The organism is Pseudomonas vranovensis DSM 16006 (assembly GCF_000425805.1).
Classification (GTDB): Bacteria; Pseudomonadota; Gammaproteobacteria; order Pseudomonadales; family Pseudomonadaceae; genus Aquipseudomonas; species Aquipseudomonas vranovensis.
The window spans coordinates 157610-181753 of the sequence record NZ_KE384455.1 but is presented as its reverse complement, the minus strand read 5'-3'; the positions used below and the strand labels follow the sequence as shown (position 1 = coordinate 181753).

The 24144-nt window shown below is 61.7% G+C and carries 21 protein-coding genes and 1 other RNA gene; 11 read left to right on the top strand and 11 right to left on the bottom strand.

Features of this window, described 5'->3' with window-relative positions; genetic code table 11:
- The first annotated feature begins 2 nt into the window (after nt 1-2).
- The 11 genes from smc (at nt 3) to recR (ending at nt 13925) form a co-directional block, all read left to right on the top strand.
- The gene (gene smc, locus H621_RS0121840) at nt 3-3491 is read left to right on the top strand and encodes a chromosome segregation protein SMC (RefSeq protein ID WP_028945407.1); all 3489 of its coding nucleotides are present in this window, start codon (nt 3-5) and stop codon (nt 3489-3491) included.
- 203 nt (nt 3492-3694) lie between these two features.
- Nucleotides 3695-4570, top strand: a complete 876-nt coding sequence (gene zipA, locus H621_RS0121835; RefSeq protein ID WP_028945406.1) for a cell division protein ZipA — start codon at nt 3695-3697, stop codon at nt 4568-4570.
- A gap of 97 nt (nt 4571-4667) precedes the next feature.
- Nucleotides 4668-7022, top strand: coding sequence for an NAD-dependent DNA ligase LigA (gene ligA / locus H621_RS0121830; protein ID WP_028945405.1), 2355 nt, complete (start codon nt 4668-4670; stop codon nt 7020-7022).
- Nucleotides 7023-7081: 59 nt separating this feature from the next.
- Entirely contained in the window at nt 7082-8227 is a 1146-nt protein-coding gene (locus H621_RS0121825; protein WP_028945404.1) for a zinc-binding metallopeptidase family protein, read from the top strand.
- A 97-nt stretch (nt 8228-8324) separates the two neighbouring features.
- An RNA gene (gene ffs, locus H621_RS28275) (signal recognition particle sRNA small type) lies at nt 8325-8421 on the top strand.
- A gap of 273 nt (nt 8422-8694) precedes the next feature.
- Complete coding sequence (locus tag H621_RS0121820; protein WP_028945403.1) at nt 8695-9777, top strand: type I restriction endonuclease; 1083 nt, start codon at nt 8695-8697, stop codon at nt 9775-9777.
- Nucleotides 9778-10132: 355 nt separating this feature from the next.
- A complete protein-coding gene (locus H621_RS0121815) occupies nt 10133-10408 on the top strand; it encodes a hypothetical protein (RefSeq protein ID WP_028945402.1) in 276 nt (91 codons plus the stop codon).
- A gap of 51 nt (nt 10409-10459) precedes the next feature.
- Nucleotides 10460-10681, top strand: a complete 222-nt coding sequence (locus H621_RS28790) for a hypothetical protein (RefSeq protein WP_167332135.1) — start codon at nt 10460-10462, stop codon at nt 10679-10681.
- Nucleotides 10682-10780: 99 nt separating this feature from the next.
- Nucleotides 10781-12829, top strand: a complete 2049-nt coding sequence (gene dnaX, locus H621_RS0121805; protein WP_028945401.1) for a DNA polymerase III subunit gamma/tau — start codon at nt 10781-10783, stop codon at nt 12827-12829.
- Between the two features lie 68 nt (nt 12830-12897).
- Complete coding sequence (locus H621_RS0121800) at nt 12898-13224, top strand: YbaB/EbfC family nucleoid-associated protein (protein ID WP_028945400.1); 327 nt, start codon at nt 12898-12900, stop codon at nt 13222-13224.
- A gap of 98 nt (nt 13225-13322) precedes the next feature.
- Complete coding sequence (gene recR, locus H621_RS0121795) at nt 13323-13925, top strand: recombination mediator RecR (protein WP_028945399.1); 603 nt, start codon at nt 13323-13325, stop codon at nt 13923-13925.
- 57 nt (nt 13926-13982) lie between these two features.
- On the opposite strand, the gene H621_RS0121790 is transcribed toward recR, so the two are convergent.
- The 11 genes from H621_RS0121790 to H621_RS29040 all read right to left on the bottom strand — a co-directional run.
- Nucleotides 13983-14531 (bottom strand): adenine phosphoribosyltransferase, encoded by a 549-nt coding sequence (locus tag H621_RS0121790; RefSeq protein ID WP_028945398.1) that lies wholly within the window; start codon nt 14529-14531, stop codon nt 13983-13985.
- 55 nt (nt 14532-14586) lie between these two features.
- Entirely contained in the window at nt 14587-15321 is a 735-nt protein-coding gene (gene fnrA / locus H621_RS0121785) for a Crp/Fnr family transcriptional regulator FnrA (protein WP_028945397.1), read from the bottom strand.
- Between the two features lie 155 nt (nt 15322-15476).
- Nucleotides 15477-16859 carry an oxygen-independent coproporphyrinogen III oxidase gene (gene hemN / locus H621_RS0121780; protein ID WP_028945396.1) on the bottom strand — a complete coding sequence of 461 codons (1383 nt, stop codon included), beginning with the start codon at nt 16857-16859 and terminating at the stop codon, nt 15477-15479.
- A gap of 84 nt (nt 16860-16943) precedes the next feature.
- The gene (locus tag H621_RS0121775) at nt 16944-17627 is read right to left on the bottom strand and encodes a sulfite exporter TauE/SafE family protein (protein WP_028945395.1); all 684 of its coding nucleotides are present in this window, start codon (nt 17625-17627) and stop codon (nt 16944-16946) included.
- The gene (gene ccoS / locus H621_RS0121770) at nt 17620-17832 is read right to left on the bottom strand and encodes a cbb3-type cytochrome oxidase assembly protein CcoS (protein WP_028945394.1); all 213 of its coding nucleotides are present in this window, start codon (nt 17830-17832) and stop codon (nt 17620-17622) included. Before ccoS ends, H621_RS0121775 begins: the two co-directional genes overlap by 8 nt.
- Nucleotides 17833-17844: 12 nt before the next feature.
- Nucleotides 17845-20298, bottom strand: a complete 2454-nt coding sequence (locus H621_RS0121765) for a heavy metal translocating P-type ATPase (RefSeq protein ID WP_028945393.1) — start codon at nt 20296-20298, stop codon at nt 17845-17847.
- A gap of 71 nt (nt 20299-20369) precedes the next feature.
- Complete coding sequence (locus H621_RS0121760) at nt 20370-20909, bottom strand: FixH family protein (RefSeq protein WP_028945392.1); 540 nt, start codon at nt 20907-20909, stop codon at nt 20370-20372.
- Nucleotides 20910-20921: 12 nt separating this feature from the next.
- Entirely contained in the window at nt 20922-22337 is a 1416-nt protein-coding gene (gene ccoG, locus H621_RS0121755) for a cytochrome c oxidase accessory protein CcoG (RefSeq protein ID WP_028945391.1), read from the bottom strand.
- 279 nt (nt 22338-22616) lie between these two features.
- Nucleotides 22617-23597, bottom strand: coding sequence for a cytochrome-c oxidase, cbb3-type subunit III (ccoP, locus tag H621_RS0121750; protein ID WP_028945390.1), 981 nt, complete (start codon nt 23595-23597; stop codon nt 22617-22619).
- Nucleotides 23594-23791 carry a CcoQ/FixQ family Cbb3-type cytochrome c oxidase assembly chaperone gene (locus tag H621_RS0121745; protein ID WP_028945389.1) on the bottom strand — a complete coding sequence of 66 codons (198 nt, stop codon included), beginning with the start codon at nt 23789-23791 and terminating at the stop codon, nt 23594-23596. Before H621_RS0121745 ends, ccoP begins: the two co-directional genes overlap by 4 nt.
- 5 nt (nt 23792-23796) lie before the next feature.
- On the bottom strand, nt 23797-24144 hold a 348-nt coding region (locus H621_RS29040; protein ID WP_036990282.1), incomplete at its 5' end, for a cbb3-type cytochrome c oxidase subunit II.

Sequence of the window (24144 nt, the reverse complement as noted above, 5' to 3'; positions counted from 1 at the left end):
GCATGCGCCTCAAGTGCATTCGCCTGGCCGGGTTCAAGTCGTTCGTCGACCCCACCACGGTGAACTTCCCCAGCAACATGGCGGCGGTGGTCGGGCCCAACGGTTGTGGCAAGTCCAACATCATCGATGCCGTGCGCTGGGTGATGGGCGAAAGCTCGGCCAAGAACCTGCGTGGCGAGTCGATGACCGACGTCATCTTCAATGGCTCCACCAGTCGCAAGCCGGTAAGCCAGGCGAGCATTGAACTGGTCTTCGACAATTCCGACAGCACGCTGGTGGGCGAGTATGCCGCCTATGCGGAAATCTCCATTCGCCGCAAGGTGACCCGCGACGCCCAGAACACCTATTACCTCAACGGCACCAAATGCCGGCGCCGTGACATCACCGATATTTTCCTCGGCACGGGCCTGGGCCCGCGCAGCTACTCGATCATCGAGCAGGGGATGATCTCCAAGCTGATCGAGGCCAAGCCTGAAGACCTGCGCAACTTCATCGAAGAAGCCGCTGGCATCTCCAAATACAAGGAGCGTCGGCGCGAGACCGAGAACCGCATCCGCCGCACCCATGAAAACCTCGAGCGCCTGACTGACCTTCGCGAAGAACTCGAGCGCCAGCTGGAGCGGTTGCACCGCCAGGCCCAGGCCGCCGAGAAGTACAAGGAGTACAAGGCTGAGGAGCGCCAGCTCAGGGCGCAGTTGTCGGCGTTGCGCTGGCAGGCGCTGGATGAGCAGGTAGGTCAGCGCGAAGCAGTGATTGGTGACCAGGAAGTGGCCTTCGAGGCCCTGGTGGCCGAGCAGCGCAATGCCGATGCCAGCATCGAGCGCCTGCGTGACGGGCACCATGAGTTGTCCGAGCGTTTTGGCCAGGTTCAAGGTCGCTTCTATTCGGTCGGTGGCGATATCGCCCGGGTCGAGCAAAGTATTCAGCACGGCCAGCAACGCTTGCGCCAGTTGCAGGACGATCTGAAGGAAGCCGAGCGTACCCGCCAGGAGACCGAGTCGCACCTGGGCCACGACCGCACGATGCTCGCCACCTTGGGCGAAGAGCTGGAAATGCTCGAGCCCGAGCAGGAAATCACTTTGGCCGCCGCCGAGGAATCCGCCGCGACCCTTGAGGAAGCCGAAGCCACCATGCATGGCTGGCAGGAACAGTGGGACAGCTTCAACACCCGCTCGGCCGAGCCGCGGCGCCAGGCCGAAGTGCAGCAGGCGCGAATCCAGCAGCTGGACCAGGCCCTTGAGCGCCTGTTCGAGCGCCAGCGCAAGCTGGGCGAGGAACGCGACCAGCTCAATGCCGACCCTGAAGATGCTGCTTTGCTTGAGTTGGCCGAGCAAGTGGCCAGCAGCGAGCTGGTACTGGAAGACCTGCAGCTGCAAGAACTGCAAGTGGTCGAACAGCTTGAAACCCTGCGTGATCAGTTGCAGCAGGCCGTCCTGGCCCAGCAGCAGGCGCAAGGTGAGCTGCAGCGGCTGGGCGGACGCCTAGCGTCACTTGAGGCTTTGCAACAGGCGGCCCTGGACCCGGATTCCGGTACCGCGCAGTGGTTGCGCGACCAAGGTCTCGATCAGCGTCCGCGCCTGGCCGAAGACCTGCGGGTGGAGCCTGGTTGGGAACTGGCGGTAGAAACCGTGCTGGGCGCCGACTTGCAGGCGGTGCTGGTGGATGATTTCACCGGGCTCGACCTCGCGGCGTTCAGCCAGGGCGATTTGCGTTTGCTTGATGCCTCTGCTGATGGCGCGCGCGTGCCAGGCAGCTTGCTGGAAAAAGTTGAGGGGCGGGTTGATCTGGCCCCCTGGCTGGGGCAGGTCCGCCCGGTAGAAAACCTGGAGCAGGCATTGGCCCAGCGCAGCCACCTCGGTGCCGGTCAGAGCCTGGTCAGTCGTGATGGCTATTGGATAGGTCGGCATTTTTTGCGGGTCAACCGTGCCAGTGATGCACAAGGTGGCGTGCTGGCCCGTGGTCAGGAGCTCGAGCGTCTGGGGCTTGAGCGTGTGGAGCAAGAGGCTGCGCTTGAGCAGCTCGACCTCACGCTTGAGCAGTCGCGCGAACAGCAGCAGGCCCTTGAAGAGCGCCGCGAGCAGCTGCGCCGGCATGCTCAGGACGAAGCCAGGCAGCAAAGCGAGCTCAACGCCCGGCTGTCGGCCGGTGAGGCGCGGGCCGAGCAGGTGAGCCTGCGGCGTCGGCGTCTGGAGGAAGAGTTGCTCGAACTGAACGAGCAGCGTGCATTGGAAAGTGAAAACCTCGGTGAATCACGCCTGCAATTGCAGGAGGCCCTCGACCTGATGGCCCTGGACACCGAGCAACGTGAGTTGCTCCTGGCCCAGCGCGACAGCCTGCGGGAGCGCCTCGATCGGGTGCGTCAGGAGGCCCGTCAGCACAAGGATCATGGTCATCAGCTGGCCGTGCGGCTGGGATCGCTGCGGGCGCAGTACGACTCGACCCGCCAGGCCCTTGAGCGCTTGGAATTGCAGTCGGAGCGCCTGAGCGAAAAGCGCGAGCAACTCACGCTCAATCTGGAAGAGGGCGAGGCACCGCTTGAAGAGCTGCGCCTTAAACTTGAAGAGCTGCTGGAAAAGCGCATGAGCGTCGACGAAGAAATGCGTCAGGCGCGCCTGCACATGGATGAGGCCGACCGCGAACTGCGTGATGCGGAAAAACGCCGGACCCAGGCCGAGCAGCAGGCCCAACTGCTGCGTGGCCAATTGGAGCAGCACCGCCTGGAGTGGCAGGGCCTGAGCGTGCGTCGCAAGACCCTTCATGAGCAACTGCAGGCCGACGGATATGACCTGCAGGGTGTGCTGACGACTTTGGGCGAGGCAGCCAGTGAGCAGGAAGCCGAACAAGAGCTTGAGCGCATTGATGCGCGCATCCAGCGCCTCGGTGCGATCAACCTGGCAGCCATCGACGAATACCAGCAACAGTCCGAGCGCAAGCGCTACCTGGATGCGCAGGATGCCGATCTGGTCGAAGCGCTGGACACGCTGGAAAACGTCATTCGCAAGATCGACAAAGAAACCCGCAACCGCTTCAAGGATACCTTTGATCAGATAAATGCCGGATTACAGGCACTTTTCCCAAAAGTTTTCGGTGGTGGCAGCGCTTACTTGGAACTGACGGGCGAAGATCTACTCGATACAGGGGTGACAATCATGGCGCGGCCGCCGGGCAAGAAGAACAGCACCATTCATTTGCTCTCGGGTGGTGAAAAAGCGCTGACTGCCCTGGCCCTGGTTTTCGCCATTTTCAAACTCAACCCGGCACCGTTCTGCATGCTCGATGAAGTCGATGCACCACTGGACGATGCCAACGTCGGGCGATATGCCAAGCTGGTCAAGGAAATGAGTCAGACTGTGCAGTTCATCTACATCACCCACAACAAGATAGCCATGGAGATGGCTGACCAGTTGATGGGCGTGACCATGCATGAACCGGGTTGCTCACGTCTTGTTGCAGTTGATGTAGAAGAGGCAATGGCCATGGTCGACGCCTGATTTTGTGGGATACGGCGTGAACCTGCAGTAAATGGGCCTGTCAGTTGCGACAGACGGTGTAAAGTTATCTTTGGTCGTGCTAGCTTAATGTCACTTATCTTTTGCGTGGGTAAAACGCCTGTCAGAACATAGAGTTGGCGCCACGTTTTAAAGGGGTTTAAACCCTTTATTTTTCAGCATTTTTTACAGAGGCACGGGATTACATGGAAATCGGTCTGCGCGAGTGGCTGATCGTCATCGGCATCATTGTCATTGCCGGTATTCTTTTTGACGGCTGGCGCCGTATGCGCGGCGGCAAGGGCAAGCTGAAATTCCGTCTGGATCGCAGCTTTTCAAACCTGCCTGACGAAGAAAGTAGCGGCGGTGCAGAAGTGTTGGGCCCGCCACGGGTGCTGGACAACCATAAAGAACCCGAGCTGGATGAGCATGACCTGCCGTCCATGAGTGCGCCTGCCCGCGAGCGTGACAACAAGCCCAAGGCTTCCAAGCGCAAGCGTGGCAACGAACCCCAGCAGGGCGACCTGAACCTGGCCGCCGAACCGCGTGAGCGCGAGCCTGACCTGTTCGCCAGTGTTGACGACGATTTCCCGGATGAGACCCGTAGCAGCAACGGCTACGGTGCCAACGAAGCTCGCGACCTGCCGCCCGTCGAAGAAGTGCTGGTGATCAGTGTGATTTCCCGTGACGAAGGTGGCTTCAAGGGGCCGGCCCTGCTGCAGAACATCCTCGAAAGTGGCCTGCGCTTCGGCGAAATGGATATCTTCCACCGTCACGAGAGCATGGCCGGTAACGGCGAGGTGCTGTTCTCCATGGCCAACGCGGTCAAGCCCGGCGTATTCGACCTGGACGATATCGATCACTTCAGCACCCGTGCCGTGAGCTTCTTCCTCGGCCTGCCAGGGCCGCGCCATCCGAAGCAGGCCTTTGACGTGATGGTGGCTGCCGCACGCAAGCTGGCCCACGAGCTCAACGGCGAGCTCAAGGATGACCAGCGCAGCGTGATGACTGCCCAGACCATCGAGCATTACCGCCAGCGCATCGTTGAGTTCGAGCGTCGTGCGCTGACTCAGAAACGCTAAAATCATCACCCCCGGTGGGAGCGGGCTTGCCCCGCGATGAAGCCCCAAACGCAAGAGCAGCCCCGGCTGCTCTTTTGCTTTGCAAGAGAATACGAACATGACTGCCCAATCCCGAATCCTTGAGTTGCGTGCCGAGCTCGATCAGCACAACTACCGCTACTACGTGCTCGACGAACCCAGCGTGCCGGATGCCGAGTACGATCGTCTGTTCAACGAACTCAAGGCCCTGGAGGCCGAGCACCCGGAACTGGTGACCGCTGATTCGCCCACCCAACGCGTTGGCGGTGCAGCGTTGTCGGCGTTCAGCCAGGTGCGTCACGAAGTGCCGATGCTGAGCCTCGGCAACGCCTTCGAGGAAGACGACCTGCGCGAGTTCGACCGTCGGGTGGTCGAGGGCCTGGATCTGCCGGCGGGAGATCTGTTTGGTGGCGGTGCGGCGGTCGATTACAGCTGCGAGCCCAAGCTCGACGGCCTGGCGGTCAGCTTGCTGTACCGCGACGGCCAACTGGTGCAAGGCGCAACCCGTGGCGACGGCACAACCGGTGAAGACATCAGTGTCAACGTGCGTACCGTGCGCAACATCCCACTCAAGCTGCAGGGTGAAGGCTGGCCAGCCGTGCTTGAGGTGCGCGGCGAGGTGTACATGTCCAAGGCCGGTTTCGAGCGCCTGAACCAGGCGCAGATCGAGATGGGCGGCAAAACCTTCGCCAACCCGCGCAACGCCGCTGCCGGCAGCCTGCGGCAACTGGACTCGAAAATTACCGCCAGCCGACCGCTGGAGTTCTGCTGCTACGGGTTGGGCCAGGTGTCGGCGCAGATCGCTGATACCCATATCGGCATCCTGGAGCAGCTCAAGGCCTGGGGCATGCCGATCAGCCGTGAGCTTCGTCATGCCGCGGGTATCGCCGAATGCCTGGAGTACTACCGTGACATTGGCCAGCGGCGCAATGACCTGCCGTACGAGATCGACGGCGTGGTGTTCAAGGTCAACAGCCTGGCCTCTCAGCGTGAACTGGGCTTTCGCGCCCGAGAGCCGCGTTGGGCCATCGCCCACAAGTTCCCGGCCATGGAAGAACTGACCGAAGTGCTGGATGTGGAATTCCAGGTCGGTCGTACGGGGGCGGTGACCCCTGTGGCCCGGCTCAAGCCTGTCAAGGTGGCCGGTGTCACGGTGTCCAATGCCACCTTGCACAACATGGACGAAGTGGCGCGCCTGGGCTTGATGATTGGCGACACCGTGATCATCCGCCGTGCCGGCGATGTGATCCCTCAGGTCATGCAGGTGGTCACCGAGCGTCGCCCGGCTGATGCCCGTCCAGTCCATATCCCTGGCGAATGTCCGGTGTGTGGCTCGCAGGTCGAGCGCACGCAACTGGTCAAGCGCAGCAAAGGCAAGGAAACCGTCAGCGAAGGCGCGGTGTACCGTTGCGTTGGCCGCCTGGCCTGCGCCGCACAGCTCAAGCAAGCCATCATTCACTACGTTTCGCGGCGGGCGATGGACATCGAAGGCCTGGGCGAGAAGAGCGTCGAGCAACTGGTGGACGAGGGGCTGATCCGCTCGCCGGCCGATCTTTATCAACTGACGTTCGAGCAGGTCGTCGACCTTGAAGGCTTCGCCGAGCTGTCGAGCAAGAACCTGCTGGCAGCCATCGAGGCCAGCAAGCGGCCTGGCCTGGCACGTTTCATCTATGCCTTGGGTATTCCTGATGTCGGCGAAGAGACGGCCAAGGTTTTGGCTCGATCACTGGGTTCGCTGCAGCGGGTCATGGCAGCGTTGCCGCAGGTGCTTACCTACCTGCCGGATATCGGTCTGGAAGTCGCCCACGAGATCCACAGCTTCTTTGAAGACGAGCACAACCGCACGGTCATCGCGCAACTGCTCGAGCGTGGCCTGGAGTTGCAGGATGAAGGCGAGCTGGCGGCCGAGTTTGCTGCCAGCACCACCCTGGCCGGGCTGATCGCCAAGCTGGACATCCCTTCGGTAGGCCCGACCGGCGCCGAGAAACTGGTGACCAAGCTCGATAGCCTGGAAAAGATTATCGCTGCCGATGGCATCGACTTGCGCCAGGCGCTGGCCGCCAAGCCGGCCGAGGCGGTGCGCACCTTCTTCCAGGTGCCTGCCAATGTGGAACTGGCACTGACAATCGAAGCGCAGTTGCGCGCGTTCGGCATGCACTGGTCGAGCGAGAAAAAGGTCGCGGCCGGGCTGCCGTTGGCTGGACAGACCTGGGTGTTGACCGGCTCGCTGGAACGCATGAGTCGCGATGTTGCCAAGGACAAGCTCGAGAGCCTCGGCGCCAAGGTTGCCGGGTCGGTTTCAGCCAAGACGCACTGCGTGGTGGCCGGGCCTGGTGCAGGATCGAAGCTTGTCAAGGCCAATGACCTTGGCGTGAAGGTGCTGGACGAGGATGCGTTCGTGGTGTTTCTCGGTGAACATGGCATCGAGGCCTGACAGCGATAAACACAACGTTACCCATGGTCTAGTCTTGGCGGGCAGCCAGGAGGATCAGCATGTATCGTTTTTTCGAGCAGTTGGGGGCCCGGATCGCGGCCCCTTTTGCCAGCCAGGCGCAGCGTCCGGACCGCGTCTGGCAGTGTCAGTGCGGCCAGTCGGTGTTCTTTCGCAACAGCCAGTGCCTGGCCTGTCAGTCGGCGCTCGGCTACTGGCCACTGAGCAACCGGGTTGCGAGTCTGTTGCCGGGAGCGGAGGAGGGCGCCTGGCTGCTTGATGGAGAGTCGGAGCTCGGCCCCCTGCGTCGTTGCGCCAACCTCGATACTCCCGCAGCCTGCAACTGGCTGCTGGCGGCCGATGAGCCACACAGCCTGTGTCTGGCCTGCCGCCTGAATCGGACGATTCCCGATCTTTCCCTTGCTGAAAACCATCCGCGCTGGCGCAAGCTGGAAACCGCCAAGCGTCGTCTCGTTGCACAACTGTTGCACTTGGGCCTGCCAGTCGAGCCCAAGACCGAAGGCGAGGGCCCCGGGCTTGCCTTCGACTTCATCGGCATCGACCTTGAAGGCAACGCACCCATCACTGGCCATGCCAACGGCCTGATTACCCTGGATGTGCGTGAAGCCGATGACGACTGGCGCGAACGGGTGAGGGTGCAACTGCATGAGCCTTACCGAACGCTGCTTGGCCACCTGCGTCACGAAGTGGGGCATTACTACTGGGATCGGCTGGTTGCCAATAGTGAATGGCTCGACGGCTTTCGCCAATTGTTTGGCGACGAGCGCGAAAGCTACAGCGAGGCTCTTGAGCGGCATTACCAGCAGGGTGCGCCGAGCGACTGGGCACTGGCTCACGTGAGTGCCTACGCCACCATGCATCCCTGGGAAGACTGGGCTGAAACCTGGGCGCACTACCTGCACATGACCGATGCGCTGGACACCGCCCTGGCCCTGGGCATGAACGCCCGAAGCCTGGAACTGGATTATCCGCCTTACCAGGTGCAGGACCTGTTTCGGCCGGAAGATCCGGGCGCCAGGGATTTTCTTGCCTTCATCAACGCCTGGGTCGAGCTCTCGGCCATGCTCAACGAACTGTCGCGCAGCATGGGGCAGGTGGATTTCTACCCGTTCGTGCTGTCGTCGGCGGTGGTGGCGAAACTGCACTTCATCCACCTGTGCGTGACCGGAAACCCGCCAAGTCATTGAGTAGTGATGATTTTTTATCAACTAAAGGTTGTATCTTGGCCTCAGGCCGGTACAATGGCGCGGCTCGTCGCCAGATGAGCATGCGTTATGGTGGCCCCATCGGTCCCCCCGCAACGATCAACCGTGAACCCGGTCAGGCCTGGAAGGGAGCAGCCGCAGCGGTGACATTGTGTGCCGGGGTGTGGCTGGTGGGGCCGCCACCTATCTCTAAGTCCTTGATTATAAAGGGCTTATCTTGCTCAAAATCTCGAAGTGGAGCAGTGCTTAGGTGAACCTGAGTGGTGCATCTTACCGAGCATTCTAGCTTTCTCCGACCATCTCTCCAATATGCTTTCTCCATCGGGTTGATCCTGGTACTGGGCGTCCCTCGCGCATCTGCTGATTGTCGGTGTTTGGCCTAGAGTGATTTGCAATTGCCAGTACTGCGGGCTGCTACTAGGATGTGGCATCCGAGCGAGGAGCGAGATATGGAATTCGTAGAGCGACTGAACGCGTTATCAGCCAAAATCCGCCAGCAGGGTCCGGCAATCCAGACGGAAGAGGCGACCAAGATCGCTTTTGTCATGCCCTTCATCAACTCCGTCCTGGGCTACGATGTCTTCGACCCTTCTGAGGTGACGCCAGAGTACGTATGCGATGTGGGGACGAAGAAGGGCGAGAAGATTGACTACGCCATCATGAAGAATGGGGAAATCCAGATTCTGATCGAGTGTAAGAAGATTGGAGAGCCGCTGCACATCAATCACGCCAGCCAGCTCTTCCGGTATTTCCACGTAACCAGCGCTCGCATTTCGATCCTCACCAACGGTCAGGTATACCGCTTCTTCACTGACCTCGATGCTCCCAACAAGATGGATGAGAAACCCTTCTTGGAGCTGGACCTTCTGGACATCGATGAGCATGCTCTACCTGAACTTCAGAAGCTGACCAAGTCCGCATTCGACGTTGATTCGATCATCAGCGCTGCGGGCGAACTTAAGTACGTTGGGCAGATCAAGAAAGAGATGGCTACTCAGTTCAGTCAGCCTAGTGATGACTTTGTGAAGTTCTTCGCTACTCGTGTATACGATGGAATCATCACGCAAAAGGTCAGGGAGCAGTTCACTACCTTAACCCGGAAGGCGGCAATTCAGTTCCTGGGTGATCAAGTTAATGATCGCCTAAAGTCCGCAATGAGCGGGGCTGTTGAGCCCTCATATGCTATGGCTGCTGTCCAGCCTGCTGCGGAAAGCGAGTCGGTTGATGAGACTGGAGAAGATCGAGTCCAAACGACACTTGATGAGTTGGAGGGCTTCCATATCGTCAAGGCAATAGTCAGGGCGGTTGTGGATGCCAAGCGAATCGTTCATCGCGATACTCAAAGCTACTTCGGTGTTCTGCTAGATGACAACAACCGCAAGCCGATTTGCCGACTTCACTTCAATCGTAGTCAGAAGTACATAGGCATCTTCGATGCTGAGAAAAACGAGACACGCCATCCAATCGCTTCTGTGGATGATATCTACGGATTTACGGAGCAATTGAGGGGGACTATCTCGTTATACGAGTAGGCACTTGTTGCTCGCACTCTAGACTCTAAATTTAGGGTGCGAACCCTTTCAAAGCTGGTGTCGTTGTGGCTAGACAATCCGAGTTACGCTCTTCGGCTACCTACGGCAGCGCCAGCACCTTTGTTTCGATGTCGGTGAGTAAGCTAATGCGCTCCTGCCGCAATTTAAGTGCCACACGTCAATGGCAATCCCTGCTGCGATAAGTCACAGGCGTTTGACTTGCATTGTCCCATCGAAGGCTTTCGGAAGGGCGGTTGCTGCGTTGTGTCGCGCCAGCATGTCTGGGGCTGTAGGTTAGTGATGCGGCTGGCGAAAGGCGGGTATTGAATCTTCTCAGGCTGCAACTGAGGGTGGGTTGGCGGGCGAGCTTTTTCGACTGGCTGACTACCTCGAACTGGCTCGCAATGGTCCGATACAAGCCTTCAGTTCGCTTGAGATCCGGGTACAGGCGCTACAAAGCCTGCGCGCTGCACTGCAGATGCCGGCGCCGACACAGTTGCTTGGTTTTGCCCGGTCTCATCTCAATCTGCAGCGGTTGATTGATTATGTCAGCGAGCAGTTTGTGCTCCAGCCGGATCTGAGGATTCGTCATCGTGAAGTGATGTCGACACTACCGTGTGGCTCTGCATGAACGTCTGGCGTTGCCCGGGGTGCGTCAGCACCTCAGGCCAGATGGTTTTACTTGACTGAGCAGCAGGTCAGCGCCGCTGAGTCATACCTACAGCAGCGCGCTCACCGGCAGCGGATGCGCGAGGCGCACTTGCCGGAGGCAGAGCGTGCACGCTGCGAGCAGGCGCGCCAGCAACAGCAGGCCGGTGATGAGCAGGCGTTGCTGATGCAACTCACCCGAGAAGCACTGGGCCTGCCTTTTGATCCTCTTACCGCGCCGCGTCGGGGAGTTTAACGCGCATGGCGAAGTAGCGGCAGCGATGGGCGGGGTGCAATTTTGCCCCCGCTCCGCTACGATTAGCGGTCTTCAGCTTGCCAGTCGCGACGGTTTTCGATGAGTTATCAGGTTCTTGCACGTAAATGGCGTCCACGCTCGTTCCGCGAAATGGTCGGCCAGACCCATGTGCTCAAGGCCTTGATCAATGCGCTGGACAATCAACGCCTGCACCATGCCTACCTGTTCACCGGTACCCGCGGCGTGGGCAAGACGACCATTGCGCGGATTATCGCCAAGTGCTTGAACTGCGAGACCGGTATCACCTCTACCCCGTGTGGAACGTGCTCGGTGTGCCGGGAGATCGATGAGGGCCGCTTCGTCGACCTGATCGAGATCGACGCCGCCAGCCGCACCAAGGTCGAGGACACCCGCGAACTGCTCGACAACGTGCAGTACGCACCTAGCCGCGGGCGCTTCAAGGTCTACCTGATCGACGAAGTCCACATGCTCTCCAGTCACTCGTTCAACGCCCTGTTGAAAACGCTGGAAGAGCCGCCGCCCTACGTCAAGTTCATCCTGGCGACCACCGACCCGCAGAAGTTGCCGGCGACCATCCTGTCGCGCTGCCTGCAGTTTTCCCTGAAGAACATGACGCCGGAACGGGTGGTCGAGCACTTGAGCCATGTGCTGGGTGCCGAGAACGTTCCGTTCGAAGACGATGCCCTGTGGCTGCTCGGCCGTGCGGCCGATGGCTCCATGCGCGATGCCATGAGCCTGACCGACCAGGCCATTGCCTTCGGTGAAGGCAAGGTGCTGGCCGCCGATGTGCGGGCCATGCTCGGTACCCTGGATCACGGCCAGGTCTATGGTGTGTTGCAGGCACTGCTCGAAGGCGACGCCCGCGCACTGCTCGAAGCGGTAAGGCATCTGGCAGAGCAGGGTCCCGACTGGAATGGCGTGCTGGCCGAGATGCTCAATGTGCTGCACCGCGTGGCCATTGCCCAGGCGCTGCCCGAGGCGGTCGACAACGGTCAGGGTGACCGTGACCGCGTGTTGGCCCTGGCCCAGTCCCTTCCCGCTGAAGACGTACAGTTTTACTACCAGATGGGCCTGATCGGCCGTCGCGACCTGCCGTTGGCGCCAGACCCTCGCGGTGGTTTCGAGATGGTGTTGCTGCGCATGCTGGCATTCCGACCTGCCGATACCGATGACGCACCGAAACCGGTACTAAAGCCGGTGGGGATCAGCCAGGCCACAGCTGATTCTGCAAGTACGGTGGCAGCGGCCACCGTGGCTGCGCTTGCGGTGATTGCTGCGCCGGTTGTCGAACCCGAGCCGGTTGCCCCGCCGCCAGTAGCAGAGTCGGAACCAGAGCCAGAGCCAGAGCCAGAGCCAGAGCCCACGTCGGTTGAGCCCCCGGTACAAGCGCCTGAGCCTGTGGTCGACCTGCCGTGGAACGACCCGGTAGAGACGCCGACTGCCGTTGAGCTCGAGCCAGAGGCTGAACCTGACGCCCCGGCGCCACAACCTGAACCGGTTGCGGCTGTCGTTCGCGAGGAAGCGCCGGCGCACGATGACAGCATCAGCTACAGCCCGGCCGGCATGGACCGCGACGACGAGCCGCCGCTGGATGAGGACTATTACGAACCGGAAATGGACCCGGCCAGCTACAGTTACCTGGATGAGCTGGCGATCGAGCATGTACACGAGGCTGCTCCTGTCGTGGAGCCCGAGCCGCTGCCAGCCGCCCAACCGGCCACCGGCCTGGCGCTGCAATGGCTGGAATTATTCCCACAGTTGCCGATCTCAGGGATGACCGGCAGTATCGCTGCCAACTGTACGTTGATGGCCGCCGAAGGCGATGACTGGCTGCTGCATCTGGACCCGGCCCATAGCGCCCTGTTCAACGCCACCCAGCAACGGCGCCTCAACGAGGCCCTGAACCAGCATTTCGGGCGTACGCTCAAGTTGTCCATCGAGCTGATTCGTCCCGAGCAGGAAACCCCGGCCCAGGCGGCATCGCGCAAGCGTGCCGAGCGCCAGGGCGAAGCTGAGGCGTCGATCCAGGCCGATCCGCTCATCCAGCAGATGATTCAGCAGTTTGGTGCCATGGTCCGACACGATACCATTGAGCCTGTAGACGCCCAGGTAGCACAGGGCGAATGACCGAATAACTAAAGCAGCCCGGGCCAGGCCCGCGCCGCACCCCGTAACTCTTATTTGAGGTGATCCCCATGATGAAAGGTGGCATGGCCGGCCTGATGAAGCAGGCCCAGCAGATGCAGGAAAAAATGGCCAAGATGCAGGAAGAGCTGGCCAACGCCGAAGTGACTGGCCAATCGGGCGCAGGCCTTGTCAGCGTGGTGATGACCGGTCGTCATGACGTCAAGCGCATCAGCCTGGATGACAGCCTGATGCAGGAAGACAAGGAAGTGCTCGAGGACCTGATCGCCGCGGCCGTCAACGATGCCGTGCGCAAGGTCGAGCAGAACAGCCAGGAGAAAATGGGCGGCATGACCGCTGGCATGCAACTGCCACCCGGTTTCAAAATGCCGTTCTAAGGCAACCCTTGTGGTACCCGCGGTGGGAGCACAGCTGTGAAGCTGTCGCTCCCATCGTCGTTTTTCTCGTGCTTTATTGATATTCAGGCTAATTGACCATGAGCTTCAGCCCCCTGATTCGCCAACTGATCGATGCCTTGCGTACCTTGCCCGGTGTCGGCCAGAAAACCGCTCAGCGTATGGCGCTGCAGTTGCTTGAGCGCGACCGCAGCGGCGGCCTGCGCCTGGCCCAGGCCTTGAACCAGGCCATGGAAGGCGTCGGCCATTGCCGCCAGTGCCGGACCCTCACCGAGCAGGAACTGTGCCCCCAGTGTGCCGACACGCGCCGAGACGACACGCTGCTGTGCGTGGTCGAAGGGCCGATGGATGTGTATGCGGTCGAGCAGACCGGCTATCGCGGTCGCTATTTCGTACTCAAGGGGCACCTGTCGCCGCTGGATGGCCTTGGGCCTGAGGCGATCGGTATTCCGCAGTTGATGGCGCGTATTGAAGAGCAGGCCAGCTTCACCGAAGTGATCCTGGCCACCAACCCGACAGTGGAAGGTGAGGCGACGGCCCATTACATCGCCCAGTTACTGGCCGACAAAGGCTTGGTTGCCTCGCGCATTGCCCACGGGGTGCCGTTGGGCGGGGAGCTGGAACTGGTGGATGGCGGGACCCTGGCGCATTCTTTTGCCGGGCGCAAGCCGATCTCGTTGTGAATGCAATCGCGGGGCAAGCCCGCTCCTGCAGTAGGAGCGGGTTTGCCCCGCGATGTATTAGAGCTCGCTCAACGAAAACGCAGTCAGGCAAAAAGTCGGCACGCCCGCATCATTCAGCCGCTTCGACCCATCCAGCTCCGGCAGGTCGATGATCGCGGCAGCCTCGAACACTTCGGCGCCCATGCGCCGTACCAGCTTGGTGGCTGCCAGCAAGGTACCACCCGTGGCGATCAGGTCATCGAACACCAACACCGAGTCGCCTTCGCACAGGCTGTCGGTGTGTACTTCGAGGAAGGCTTCGCCGTATTCGGTCTGGTAGCCTTCGGCGATCACGTCGGCTGGCAGTTTGCCTTGCTTGCGAAACAGGATGAGGGGTTTGTTCAGTTGGTGGGCGATGATCGAGCCGATCAGGAAGCCGCGGGCGTCCATGGCACCGATGTGGCTGAATTCGGCCTCGACATAACGCTCGATGAAGGCGTCTGCCACATGGCGCAGGCCTCGTGGCGACTGGAACAGCGGAGTGATGTCGCGAAAGATCACGCCTGGTTTCGGGAAGTCCGGGACCGGGCGGATCAGGGCTTTGAGGTCGAAGGGTTCGCTGTGCATGAGGCGGGTATCCTGAAAAACGAATGCCCGCCAGTATACCCTTTATCCTGCTGGCTCAGCTGTCCAGCGAGCCACCGGCCAGCGCACACAGCTGGATCGGATCGAGGATATGGATTTCCTTGCCTTCGGCAGAAATCAGGCCATTTTGCTGGAAGCGGGTGAACACGCGGGAAACCGTTTCCACGGCCAGGCCCAGGTAGTTGCCGATCTCGTTGCGCGACATGCTCAGGCGGAACTGGTTGGCCGAGTAGCCACGGGCACGGAAGCGCGCCGAGAGGTTGACCAGGAAGGTGGCGATACGCTCGTCCGCGGTTTTTTTCGACAGCAGCAGCATCATTTGCTGGTCGTCCCGAATCTCGCGGCTCATCACTCGCATCAATTGCCGGCGCAGTTGAGGCAACTGGACCGACAGCTCGTCGAGGCGTTCGAACGGGATCTCGCAGACCGAGGTGGTTTCCTGGGCCTGGGCCGAGACCGGGTAAGCTTCGGTGTCCATGCCGGACAGGCCGACCAGCTCGCTGGGCAGGTGGAAGCCGGTGATCTGTTCTTCGCCGCCGTCGCTCAAGCTGAAGGTTTTCAGGGCGCCGGAGCGCACCGCGTAAACTGAGCCGAAGTTGTCACCCTGGCGGAACAGAAACTCGCCTTTCTTCAACGGTCGCCCGCGTTTGACGATTTCATCCAGTGCATCCATGTCTTCCATGTTCAACGACAATGGCAGGCATAGAGGCGCCAGGCTGCAATCCTTGCAGTGGGCCTGGTTGTGAGGGCGCAGTTTAACTGGCTCGGACATTTCTTCATTCCTTGTGGGAAAGCACACATAAGCCGTAAGGGTAACTCAGGGCATGGGGTTTCGGCCAGTCTGTGCCGGGTAAGGCGTGCTGGCAGAGGTGCGGTTTATCGTCCGACCTCACTAAACATAGTGTGCTTTACAAGGAATTCTGTAAATCAGATGACCCGTGAGAATCGCTGTTGGCTGTGCATGCCCAGGTAGGCGTCGAACGCCATGCAAACCGAGCGTACCAGCAGCCGTCCGGCAGGCAGCACCTCGATGCCCTTGGCACTGAGGTTGATCAGGCCGTCTTTGTGCATGGCTTGCAGTGCGGGCCACTCGTCCTTGAAGTAACCGCGAAAGTCGATGGTGAAGGCCTGTTCGATGGTGTCGAAATCCAGCTCGAAATGGCAGATCAGTTGCTGGATCACAGCACGGCGCAAGCGGTCGTCTGCGGTGCAGACCAGGCCACGACTAGTGGCCAGCTGGGCGCTGAGCAGCGAGTTCTGGTACGTGTTCAGGTCGCTGCTGTTCTGGCAGTAGAGGTCGCCGATCTGGCTGATGGCTGAAACGCCAAGGCCGATCAGGTCGCAATGGCCGTGGGTGGTGTAGCCCTGAAAGTTGCGTTGCAGTGTCGACTCTTCCTGGGCAATGGCCAGTTCGTCATCAGGGAGGGCGAAGTGGTCCATGCCGATGTAGCGGTAGCCGGCGGCAGTCAGTTGCTCGATGGTCCGCTGCAGCATTTCCAGTTTGGCGGCCGGTGCGGGAAGGTCGTTGCTGTCGATGCGTCGTTGGGGCATAAAGCGTTCCGGCAGGTGCGCATAGTTGAACACCGACAGGCGATCCGGTTGCAACTTGATGACTTCATCCACCGTGCGGGCGAACCCGTCGGGGGTTTGCTTGGGCAGGCCGTAGATCAGGTCGAGGTTGATCGAGCGGAACTGCAGGGTACGTGCAGCTTCAATGATCGCGCGTGTCTGCTCCAGGCTCTGCAGGCGATTGATCGCCCGTTGCACGACAGGGTCGAGGTCTTGCACGCCGAGGCTGACTCGGTTGAAACCCAGCTCGCGCAGCAGGCCCATGGTCGACCAGTCGGCTTCGCGAGGGTCGATCTCGATGCCATAGTCGCCGGAGTCGTCATCCAGCAGGTTGAAGTGCTGGCGCAGGTACGCCATCAGGCGCCGCAGTTCGACATGGCTGAGAAAGGTCGGGGTGCCACCGCCAAAATGCAGTTGCTCGACAGTTTGTTTAGGGTCCAGGTGGCAGGCGATCAGCTGGATCTCCTGCTCCAGGCGCTGCAAGTAGGGCAGGGCGCGGCCCCGGTCCTTGGTGATGACCTTGTTGCAGGCGCAGTAGTAGCAGATGTTGGCGCAGAACGGCACGTGTACATAGAGCGACAGCGGGCGCACGGCGCGGCGGCTGTCACGCAGGGCGTGCAGAAGGTCGAATGAGCCGACTTCGCTGTGCAGTTGCACGGCGGTTGGGTATGAGGTGTAGCGTGGACCTGCCAGGTCGTAACGACGGATCAGGTCAGAGTCCCAACGAAGTGCGTCGAGCATGTGGGCGGTCCCCGGATAAAGCAGCTAGTGTCCGGAGTCTAGGGAGTTGGGCACAATTGCGTGTTGATTTGTATCAACGCGGCTTCAGTGGCCCATAAGCCAGTGCTGGTGCGGCCCGGGCAGGGTCCAGAGGCCGAACAGGATCACCAGCAGTCCACCGGCAACCCGGACGCCGCGTTTGCGCAGCAGTGCGCTGGTGCGCTCGGCGGCAAGCCCTGTGGCCAGCAGCACCGGCCAGGTACCCAGGCCGAAGGCGAGCATCAGCAGGGCGCTGTCGACGGCATTGCCCTGGCTCGCCGCCCACAGCAGGGTGCTGTAGACCAGGCCGCAGGGCAGCCAGCCCCACAGCGCGCCCAGCAGCAGGGCGCGGGGCAGGCTCGACACGGGCAGCAGGCGGTTGGCCACAGGCTGGATGTGCCGCCACAGGCCGCGTCCCAGGGCTTCGATGCGGGTCAGGCCGCTCCACCAGCCGGCCAGGTACAGGCCCATGCAGATCAACAGCAGTGCTGCGACCACGCGCATGCCCAGGGCCACCGGGCTGTTGGCCACGGCCCAGCCAGCCAGGCCCAGCAGCAAGCCGGCCAGGGCGTAGCTGAGGATGCGTCCGAGGTTGTAGGCCAGCAGCAGACGAAACCGGCGACTGCGCTGTTCCTTGGGAATGGCCAGGGTCAGGGCGCCCATCAGGCCGCCGCACATGCCCAGGCAGTGACCGCCGCCCAACAGGCCCAGAATCAGCGCCGAGCTGAGCAGTGGGAGCAGTTCAAGCACGGGGTGGGGCGCCGTCGTCGGGTTTCTTGCCGTCGGCTTCGTCCATGGCGGCGGTATGCTGAGGGTCCTGGTCATCGAACAGGATGCTGTGGGCCGGGCCGTCGAGGTCGTCGTACTGGCCGCTGTCCACCGCCCAGAAAAAGATGTACACGGCGATGGCGACGATCAGCAGCGCGGCGGGAATCATGACGTAGAGCGCGGGCATGGTGACTCCTGATCAGGCCGTGGCAGGGTGTGAGGTGCTGGCCGGCGCACCCGTGGCGGCCTGGCCGCTGAGCCGGGTAAGGCGCAGGGCATTGAGCACCACGATCAGCGAGCTGACCGACATGCCGACCGCGGCCCAGACCGGTGTGATCCAGCCCAGGGCGGCGAAGGGCAACATGAGGCCATTATACAGCCCGGCCCAGAGCAGGTTCTCGATAATGATCCGCCGCGTGCGGCGCGCCAGGCTGAAGGCCTGGACGAGAGCATCGAGACGGTTGGACAGCAGCACCGCGTCGGCGCTGGTCTTGGCAAGGTCGGTCGCAGAGCCCATGGCAATGCTGATGTCGGCGGCGGCCAGCACCGGCACATCGTTGACCCCGTCGCCCAGCATCAACACCTTGCGGCCCTGTTGCTGCAACGCCTTGAGTTTTTCCAGCTTGTCATCCGGGCGCAGCCCACCAATGGCCTCGTCGATCGAAAGCTCCGCGGCCACGCTCTGTACCATCGGCGAGCTGTCGCCAGAGAGCAGCAGGGTGTGCCAGCCACGTGCGCGGCAGGCAGCGAGCAGGTCGGCGGCGTCGCTGCGCAAGCGGTCATCCAGCACCAACCATGCGAGCGGCCCCGAAGTATCACCCAGCAGCAGCCACTGGCCGGGCTCATCGGGCATGGAAGGCGCTGTGTCGCCACTCAGGGCGCAGACAAAGCCGGGCTCGCCAATGCGCAGGCGTTGGCCCTGTACCAGGCCCTCGAGACCCAGGCCAGGCTCGGCATGAACTTCTTCGGCGGGGATGCTGGCGCGGCCGAAGGCGCGCGCGATCGGGTGTTCGGAGCGGTTTTCAAGGGCGGCGGCGAGCATCAGGCACTGGTCGGCGTCCTGCTGGCCCAGCGGACGGATGCTGCGCAAGGTCAGGCGCCCTTCGGTCAGGGTGCCGGTCTTGTCGAAGATCACCGTGTCGATCTGGTTCAGGCCTTCCAGCACGTGGCCACGGGTCAGCAGCAGGCCGAGCTTGTGCAGGGTGCCCGTGGCGGCAGTGAGTGCGGTCGGAGTGGCCAGCGACAGCGCGCAAGGGCAGGTGGCGACCAGCATGGCCAGCACAATCCAGAATGCCCGTGACGGATCCAGCTGCCACCAGAGCAGGCCGATGGCAGCGGCGGCGACAAGGGAAAACAGCAGAAACCACTGCGAGGCGCGGTCGGCGATCTCGGCCAGTCGCGGCTTTTCCGACTGGGCGCGCTCCAGCAGGCGGACGATGGCCGACAGGCGGGTGTCCTGGCCCAGAGCCTGCACCTCGACGGTCAATGCACTCTCGACGTTCAGGGTTCCAGCGGTAACCGCATCGCCGGCGCGGCGCGGCTGTGGCAGGTATTCGCCGGTCAGCAGCGATTCGTCGACACTGGACTGGCCGCTGACGATACGACCGTCGGCCGGTACTACATGGCCCGGCTGAATCAACACGCAATCGCCCAGCTGGAGCTCACGCAGCAGGATGCGCTCGCTCTGACCGGCTGCGCCCAGGCGCAGGCAGGACGCCGGCAACAGGTTGACCAGCTGTGCCGTGGCGGCGGCGGTGCGCTCGCGGGCGCGGCGCTCAAGGTAGCGGCCAGCCAGCAGGAACAAAGCGAACATGCCCACGGCATCGAAATACAGCTCGCCACTGCCGGTGATCGCCGTCCAGATGCCAGCGCCATAGGCCAGGCCGATGGCCAGCGACACCGAGACATCCATGGTCAGGTGGCGGGTGCGCAAGTCGCGGGCCGCGCCGCGGAAAAACGGCGCACAGCTGTAGAACACGATAGGCGTGGTGAGGAACAGCGCGACCCAGCGCAGGATCGTGTGCAGCTCGGCGCTCAGGTCGATGTTGAATTCCGGCCAGGTGGCCATGGTCGCCATCATGGCCTGGAACCATAGCAGGCCGGCGACGCCCAATTGGCGCAGAGCGGTGCGGTTCTCGTTGGCCAGTTGTTCGGCGGCGCGGTCGGCCTGGTAGGGGTGGGCGGCGTAGCCGATGTGGCGCAGCTCGGCGAGCAACCGGGACAGCGGCAATTGGCTGTCGGCCCAGTTGACCTGCAGGCGGTGGTTGGACAGGTTCAGGCGCGCCTCGGCAACGCCGGGCAAATTGCGCAGGTGCTTTTCGATCAGCCAGCCGCAGGCGGCGCAGCTGATGCCTTCGATCAGCAGGGTGGTTTCAGCCAGTTCGCCACTGTGGCGCACAAAGGGCTTTTGCACGTCGGCGCGGTCATACAGGGCCAGTTCATCGACCAGTTGCTGGGGCAGGGCCTCGGGGTTGGCGCTGGCTTCGCTGCGGTGCTGGTAATAACTTTCCAGGTTGCCGGCGACAATGGCTTCGGCCACGGCCTGGCAGCCAGGGCAGCAGAACTGCCGGGGCTGGCCGAGTACCACGGCGGTGAAGTGGCTGCCGGCAGGAACGGGCAGGGCGCAGTGGTAGCAAGGCGTGGGCGAGGTCATGGTGGTCGGTCGTTTGTTTTTTTGGAGGGAGGGATCGCGGGGCAAGCCCGCTCCTACCGGCGGGGCGTCCCTCAATTCTCGTGGTGTTCAGCCCCTTGCAAGGCTTCGTCGCCCAGCTGCAGGGTTACCCCGTGCGCGACTTTCTCTTCCTCGAACAAGCGCCATACCTGTTGGTTCTCGCTGCCCAGCAGTTCGACAAAACGACGACCATCAACTTGGTCGGTCATTTGGCCCAGGTAACGTCCGGCCTCGCTTTCGCTACGGGCCAGGATCACCCGGCGGTCTTTTTCCGGCTGGGTCGGCGAGATCAGGTTCAGTTCCAGGGTCTTTGGCTGGCTGTTGCCGGTCAGGCGCAGGTCGACTTCACCGGTCAGTTCGTCCAGGTGGATGCTGGCCTTGAGCTTGAGAGTCTGGGCCAGCAGTTCACGGTCCAGGGAGCGGTTGATGCCTTTGCCGGCCTCGTAGTAGTTGTCGTTGACCAGGTTGTCCGGGTTGTTCACCGCAATGGTCACCATGGTCAGGCTCAAGGTCACCGAGGTGGCCAGCACCCCGATGATGATCCAGGGCCAGAGGTGCTTGTACCAGGGGCTGGCGGCAGTTGCAGAAGGCATGGGCGCAATCTCTTATCGAATTTGTGGGCCGATGAAACGGCTCTTGGCTTCAACCTGGGTGGCGCTGTCGTCGGCGTCCTTGAGGATGAAGGTGACTTCGTTGGTGCTCGATGGCAATTTTTCCGGGGCCATCGACAGTTGTACCGGCAGGCTGACAATATCGCCGGCTGCCACGCGGATTTCCCGTGCGCCTTCCAGCTTGAGGTCCGGCAGGCCGGCGGCGTCGAGCACATAGACGTGGTCGCGCTGGTCCTTGTTCATCACTTTGAGGCTGTAGACGTTCTCGATCCGGCCCTGGGCGTTCTCGCGGTACAGGACCCGGTCCTTGCTGACATCGAAGCCCACCAGCGAACGCATGACGAAGGCGCTGGCGAGCAGGGCGATCATCGCCAGCAGCACCACTGCGTAGCCGATCAAGCGAGGGCGCAGCATATGGGTTTTCTGGCCCGAGAGGTTGTGCTCGGTGGTGTAGCTGATGAGGCCCTTGGGGTAGTTCATCTTGTCCATGATGGTGTCGCAGGCATCGATGCAGGCGGCGCAGCCGATGCATTCGATCTGCAGGCCATCGCGGATGTCGATACCGGTCGGACAGACCTGGACGCACATGGTGCAATCGATGCAGTCACCCAGGCCCTTGGCCTTGTAGTCGAGGTCTTTCTTGCGCGGGCCACGGGTTTCGCCGCGACGCGGATCGTAGGAGACGATCAGGGTGTCCTTGTCGAACATCACGCTCTGGAAACGTGCATACGGGCACATGTACACGCACACCTGCTCGCGCAGCCAGCCGGCGTTGCCGTAGGTGGCCAGGGTGAAGAAACCGACCCAGAAGTAGGCCCAGCCGTCGGCCTGGCCGGTGAAGAATTCCACCACCAGTTCGCGTATAGGGGAGAAGTAGCCGACGAAGGTCATGCCGGTGACAAAGCCGATCAGCAGCCACAGGCTGTGCTTGGCCAGCTTGCGCAGGAACTTGTTGCCGCTCATGGGGGCCTTGTCGAGCTTCATGCGCTGGTTGCGATCACCTTCGGTGACCTTTTCGCACCACATGAATATCCAGGTCCAGACGCTCTGCGGACAGGTATAGCCGCACCACACACGCCCGGCGAACACCGTGATGAAGAACAGGCCGAATGCGGCGACGATCAGCAGGCCCGAGAGCAGGATGAAGTCCTGGGGCCAGATGGTGGCGCCGAAGATGTAGAACTTGCGCTCCGGCAGGTTCCACCAGACCGCCTGGTGCTCACCCCAGTTCAGCCAGACCGTGCCGAAATACAACAGGAACAGGAAGGCGCCGCCGACCATGCGCAGGTTGCGGAAGATGCCGGTGAATGCCCGGGTGTAGATTTTTTCCCGCGAGGCGTAGAGGTCGACGCTGTCCTTGTCTTTGTTGGCAGGCGGGGTGACATCATGTACTGGAATCTGCTTGCTCATCATTGAGTCCCACGGCAGTGGAATAATGCCGCGATCAGTGCGTGCCGACCGCAGTCAGAAGTTTATGCTGCTCTGCGGCGAATGATACGCCTGTACTGGCCCCGTGGGGCACGGATGCGGCGTTTAGTCGCGTTGGGTTTGCCTGGCTATTGGTGTAGTGGGCGTGTCAATTGATCTGGGTCATGCACGGTGTGATGACCTCTCCTGGGTGCGGGCTTGCCGGGGGTGTAAAAAAGCCCCGGCAGTCTGCACTGACGGGGCTTCTTGTTACCGGGCGAATTACTTCGCGTCGGCGGTTTTCTCAGGCTGGTGCGACAGGCTGTAGACGTAGGCCGCCAGCAGGTGGACCTTGTCGTTGCCCTGGATCGCTTCCTGGGCAGGCATCTGGCCCTGGCGGCCGTAGCGGATGGTCTGCTGCAGTTGAGCGAAGCTCGAGCCGTAGATGAACGCCTGTGGGTGAGTCAGGTTCGGTGCGCCCATGGCTGGGGTGCCCTTGCCTTCAGGACCGTGGCAGGCTACGCAGTTGGCGGCGAAGAGCTTCTGGCCATTGGCCGGATCTGCCTTCGCGCCTTCCGGCAGCTTGCGGCCATCCAGGTTGGTCAGCACAAACGCGGCAACGTCGGCCACGCCTTGCTCGCCAATGACTTCGGCCCAGGCCGGCATGACGCCATGACGACCCGCCATGATGGTGGTCTTGATGGTTTCAGGCTCGCCGCCCCAGCGCCAGTCGTTGTCGGTCAGGTTGGGGAAACCGTAGGAGCCCTTGGCGTCGGAGCCGTGGCATACCGAGCAGTTGGAGGCGAACAGGCGGCCGCCCATTTTCAGGGCTTGTGGGTCCTTGGCTACTTCTTCAATGGGCATCGAAGCAAATTTGGCGAAGATCGGACCGAACTTGGCGTCCGCACGGGCCATTTCCTTTTCCCACTCATGCACGCCGGTCCAGCCGGCCTGACCGTTGGCAAACTCGGTCTTCTTCTCGTTATCCAGGTACTGGTAGCCCGGCAGGATGCCTTTCCAGTTGCCCAGGCCCGGGTACAGCACGAGGTAGCCGAGTGCAAAGATGATGGTGCCGACAAACAGCATGAACCACCATTTTGGCAGCGGGTTGTCGTATTCCTCGATACCGTCGTAGGCATGGCCCACGGTTTCTTCGGTGGTTTCGCTGCGCTGGCCCTTGCGGGTGGACAGCAGCAGCCAGGTCAGGGCGAAGATGGTGCCCAGACTCAAAACGGTGACGTACAGACTCCAGAAGGTAGTCATTCGTTGTTACTCCTAGACGCTTTCGCTTGCGCTTGCTCGACGTGCTTGCTGGCTTCGGGATCATCCGCGAAGGGCAGCATGGTCGCTTCGTCGAACTCAGACTTGCGCCGAGAACTGAACACCCACAACGCCAGGCCAACAAAGGCCACCATCACAACGACGGTGCCCAGGCCACGAATCATCCCGATATCCATCAATGTCACCGTTTGCTTTTGATGATGGTGCCCAGGCCTTGCAGGTAGGCAACCAGGGCGTCCATTTCAGTCTTGCCCTTGACTGCGTCGCGGGCACCGGCGATGTCTGCGTCGGTGTACGGCGTGCCGAGGGTGCGCAAGACTTCCATCTTCTTGACCGTGTCCTTGCCGTCGAGCTTGTTCTCTACCAGCCATGGGTAGGCAGGCATCTTCGACTCGGGCACGACGTTGCGCGGGTTGTACAGGTGGGCACGGTGCCAGTCATCGGAGTAACGGCCGCCGACACGGGCCAGGTCCGGGCCAGTACGCTTGGAACCCCACAGGAACGGGTGGTCCCAGACGCTTTCACCGGC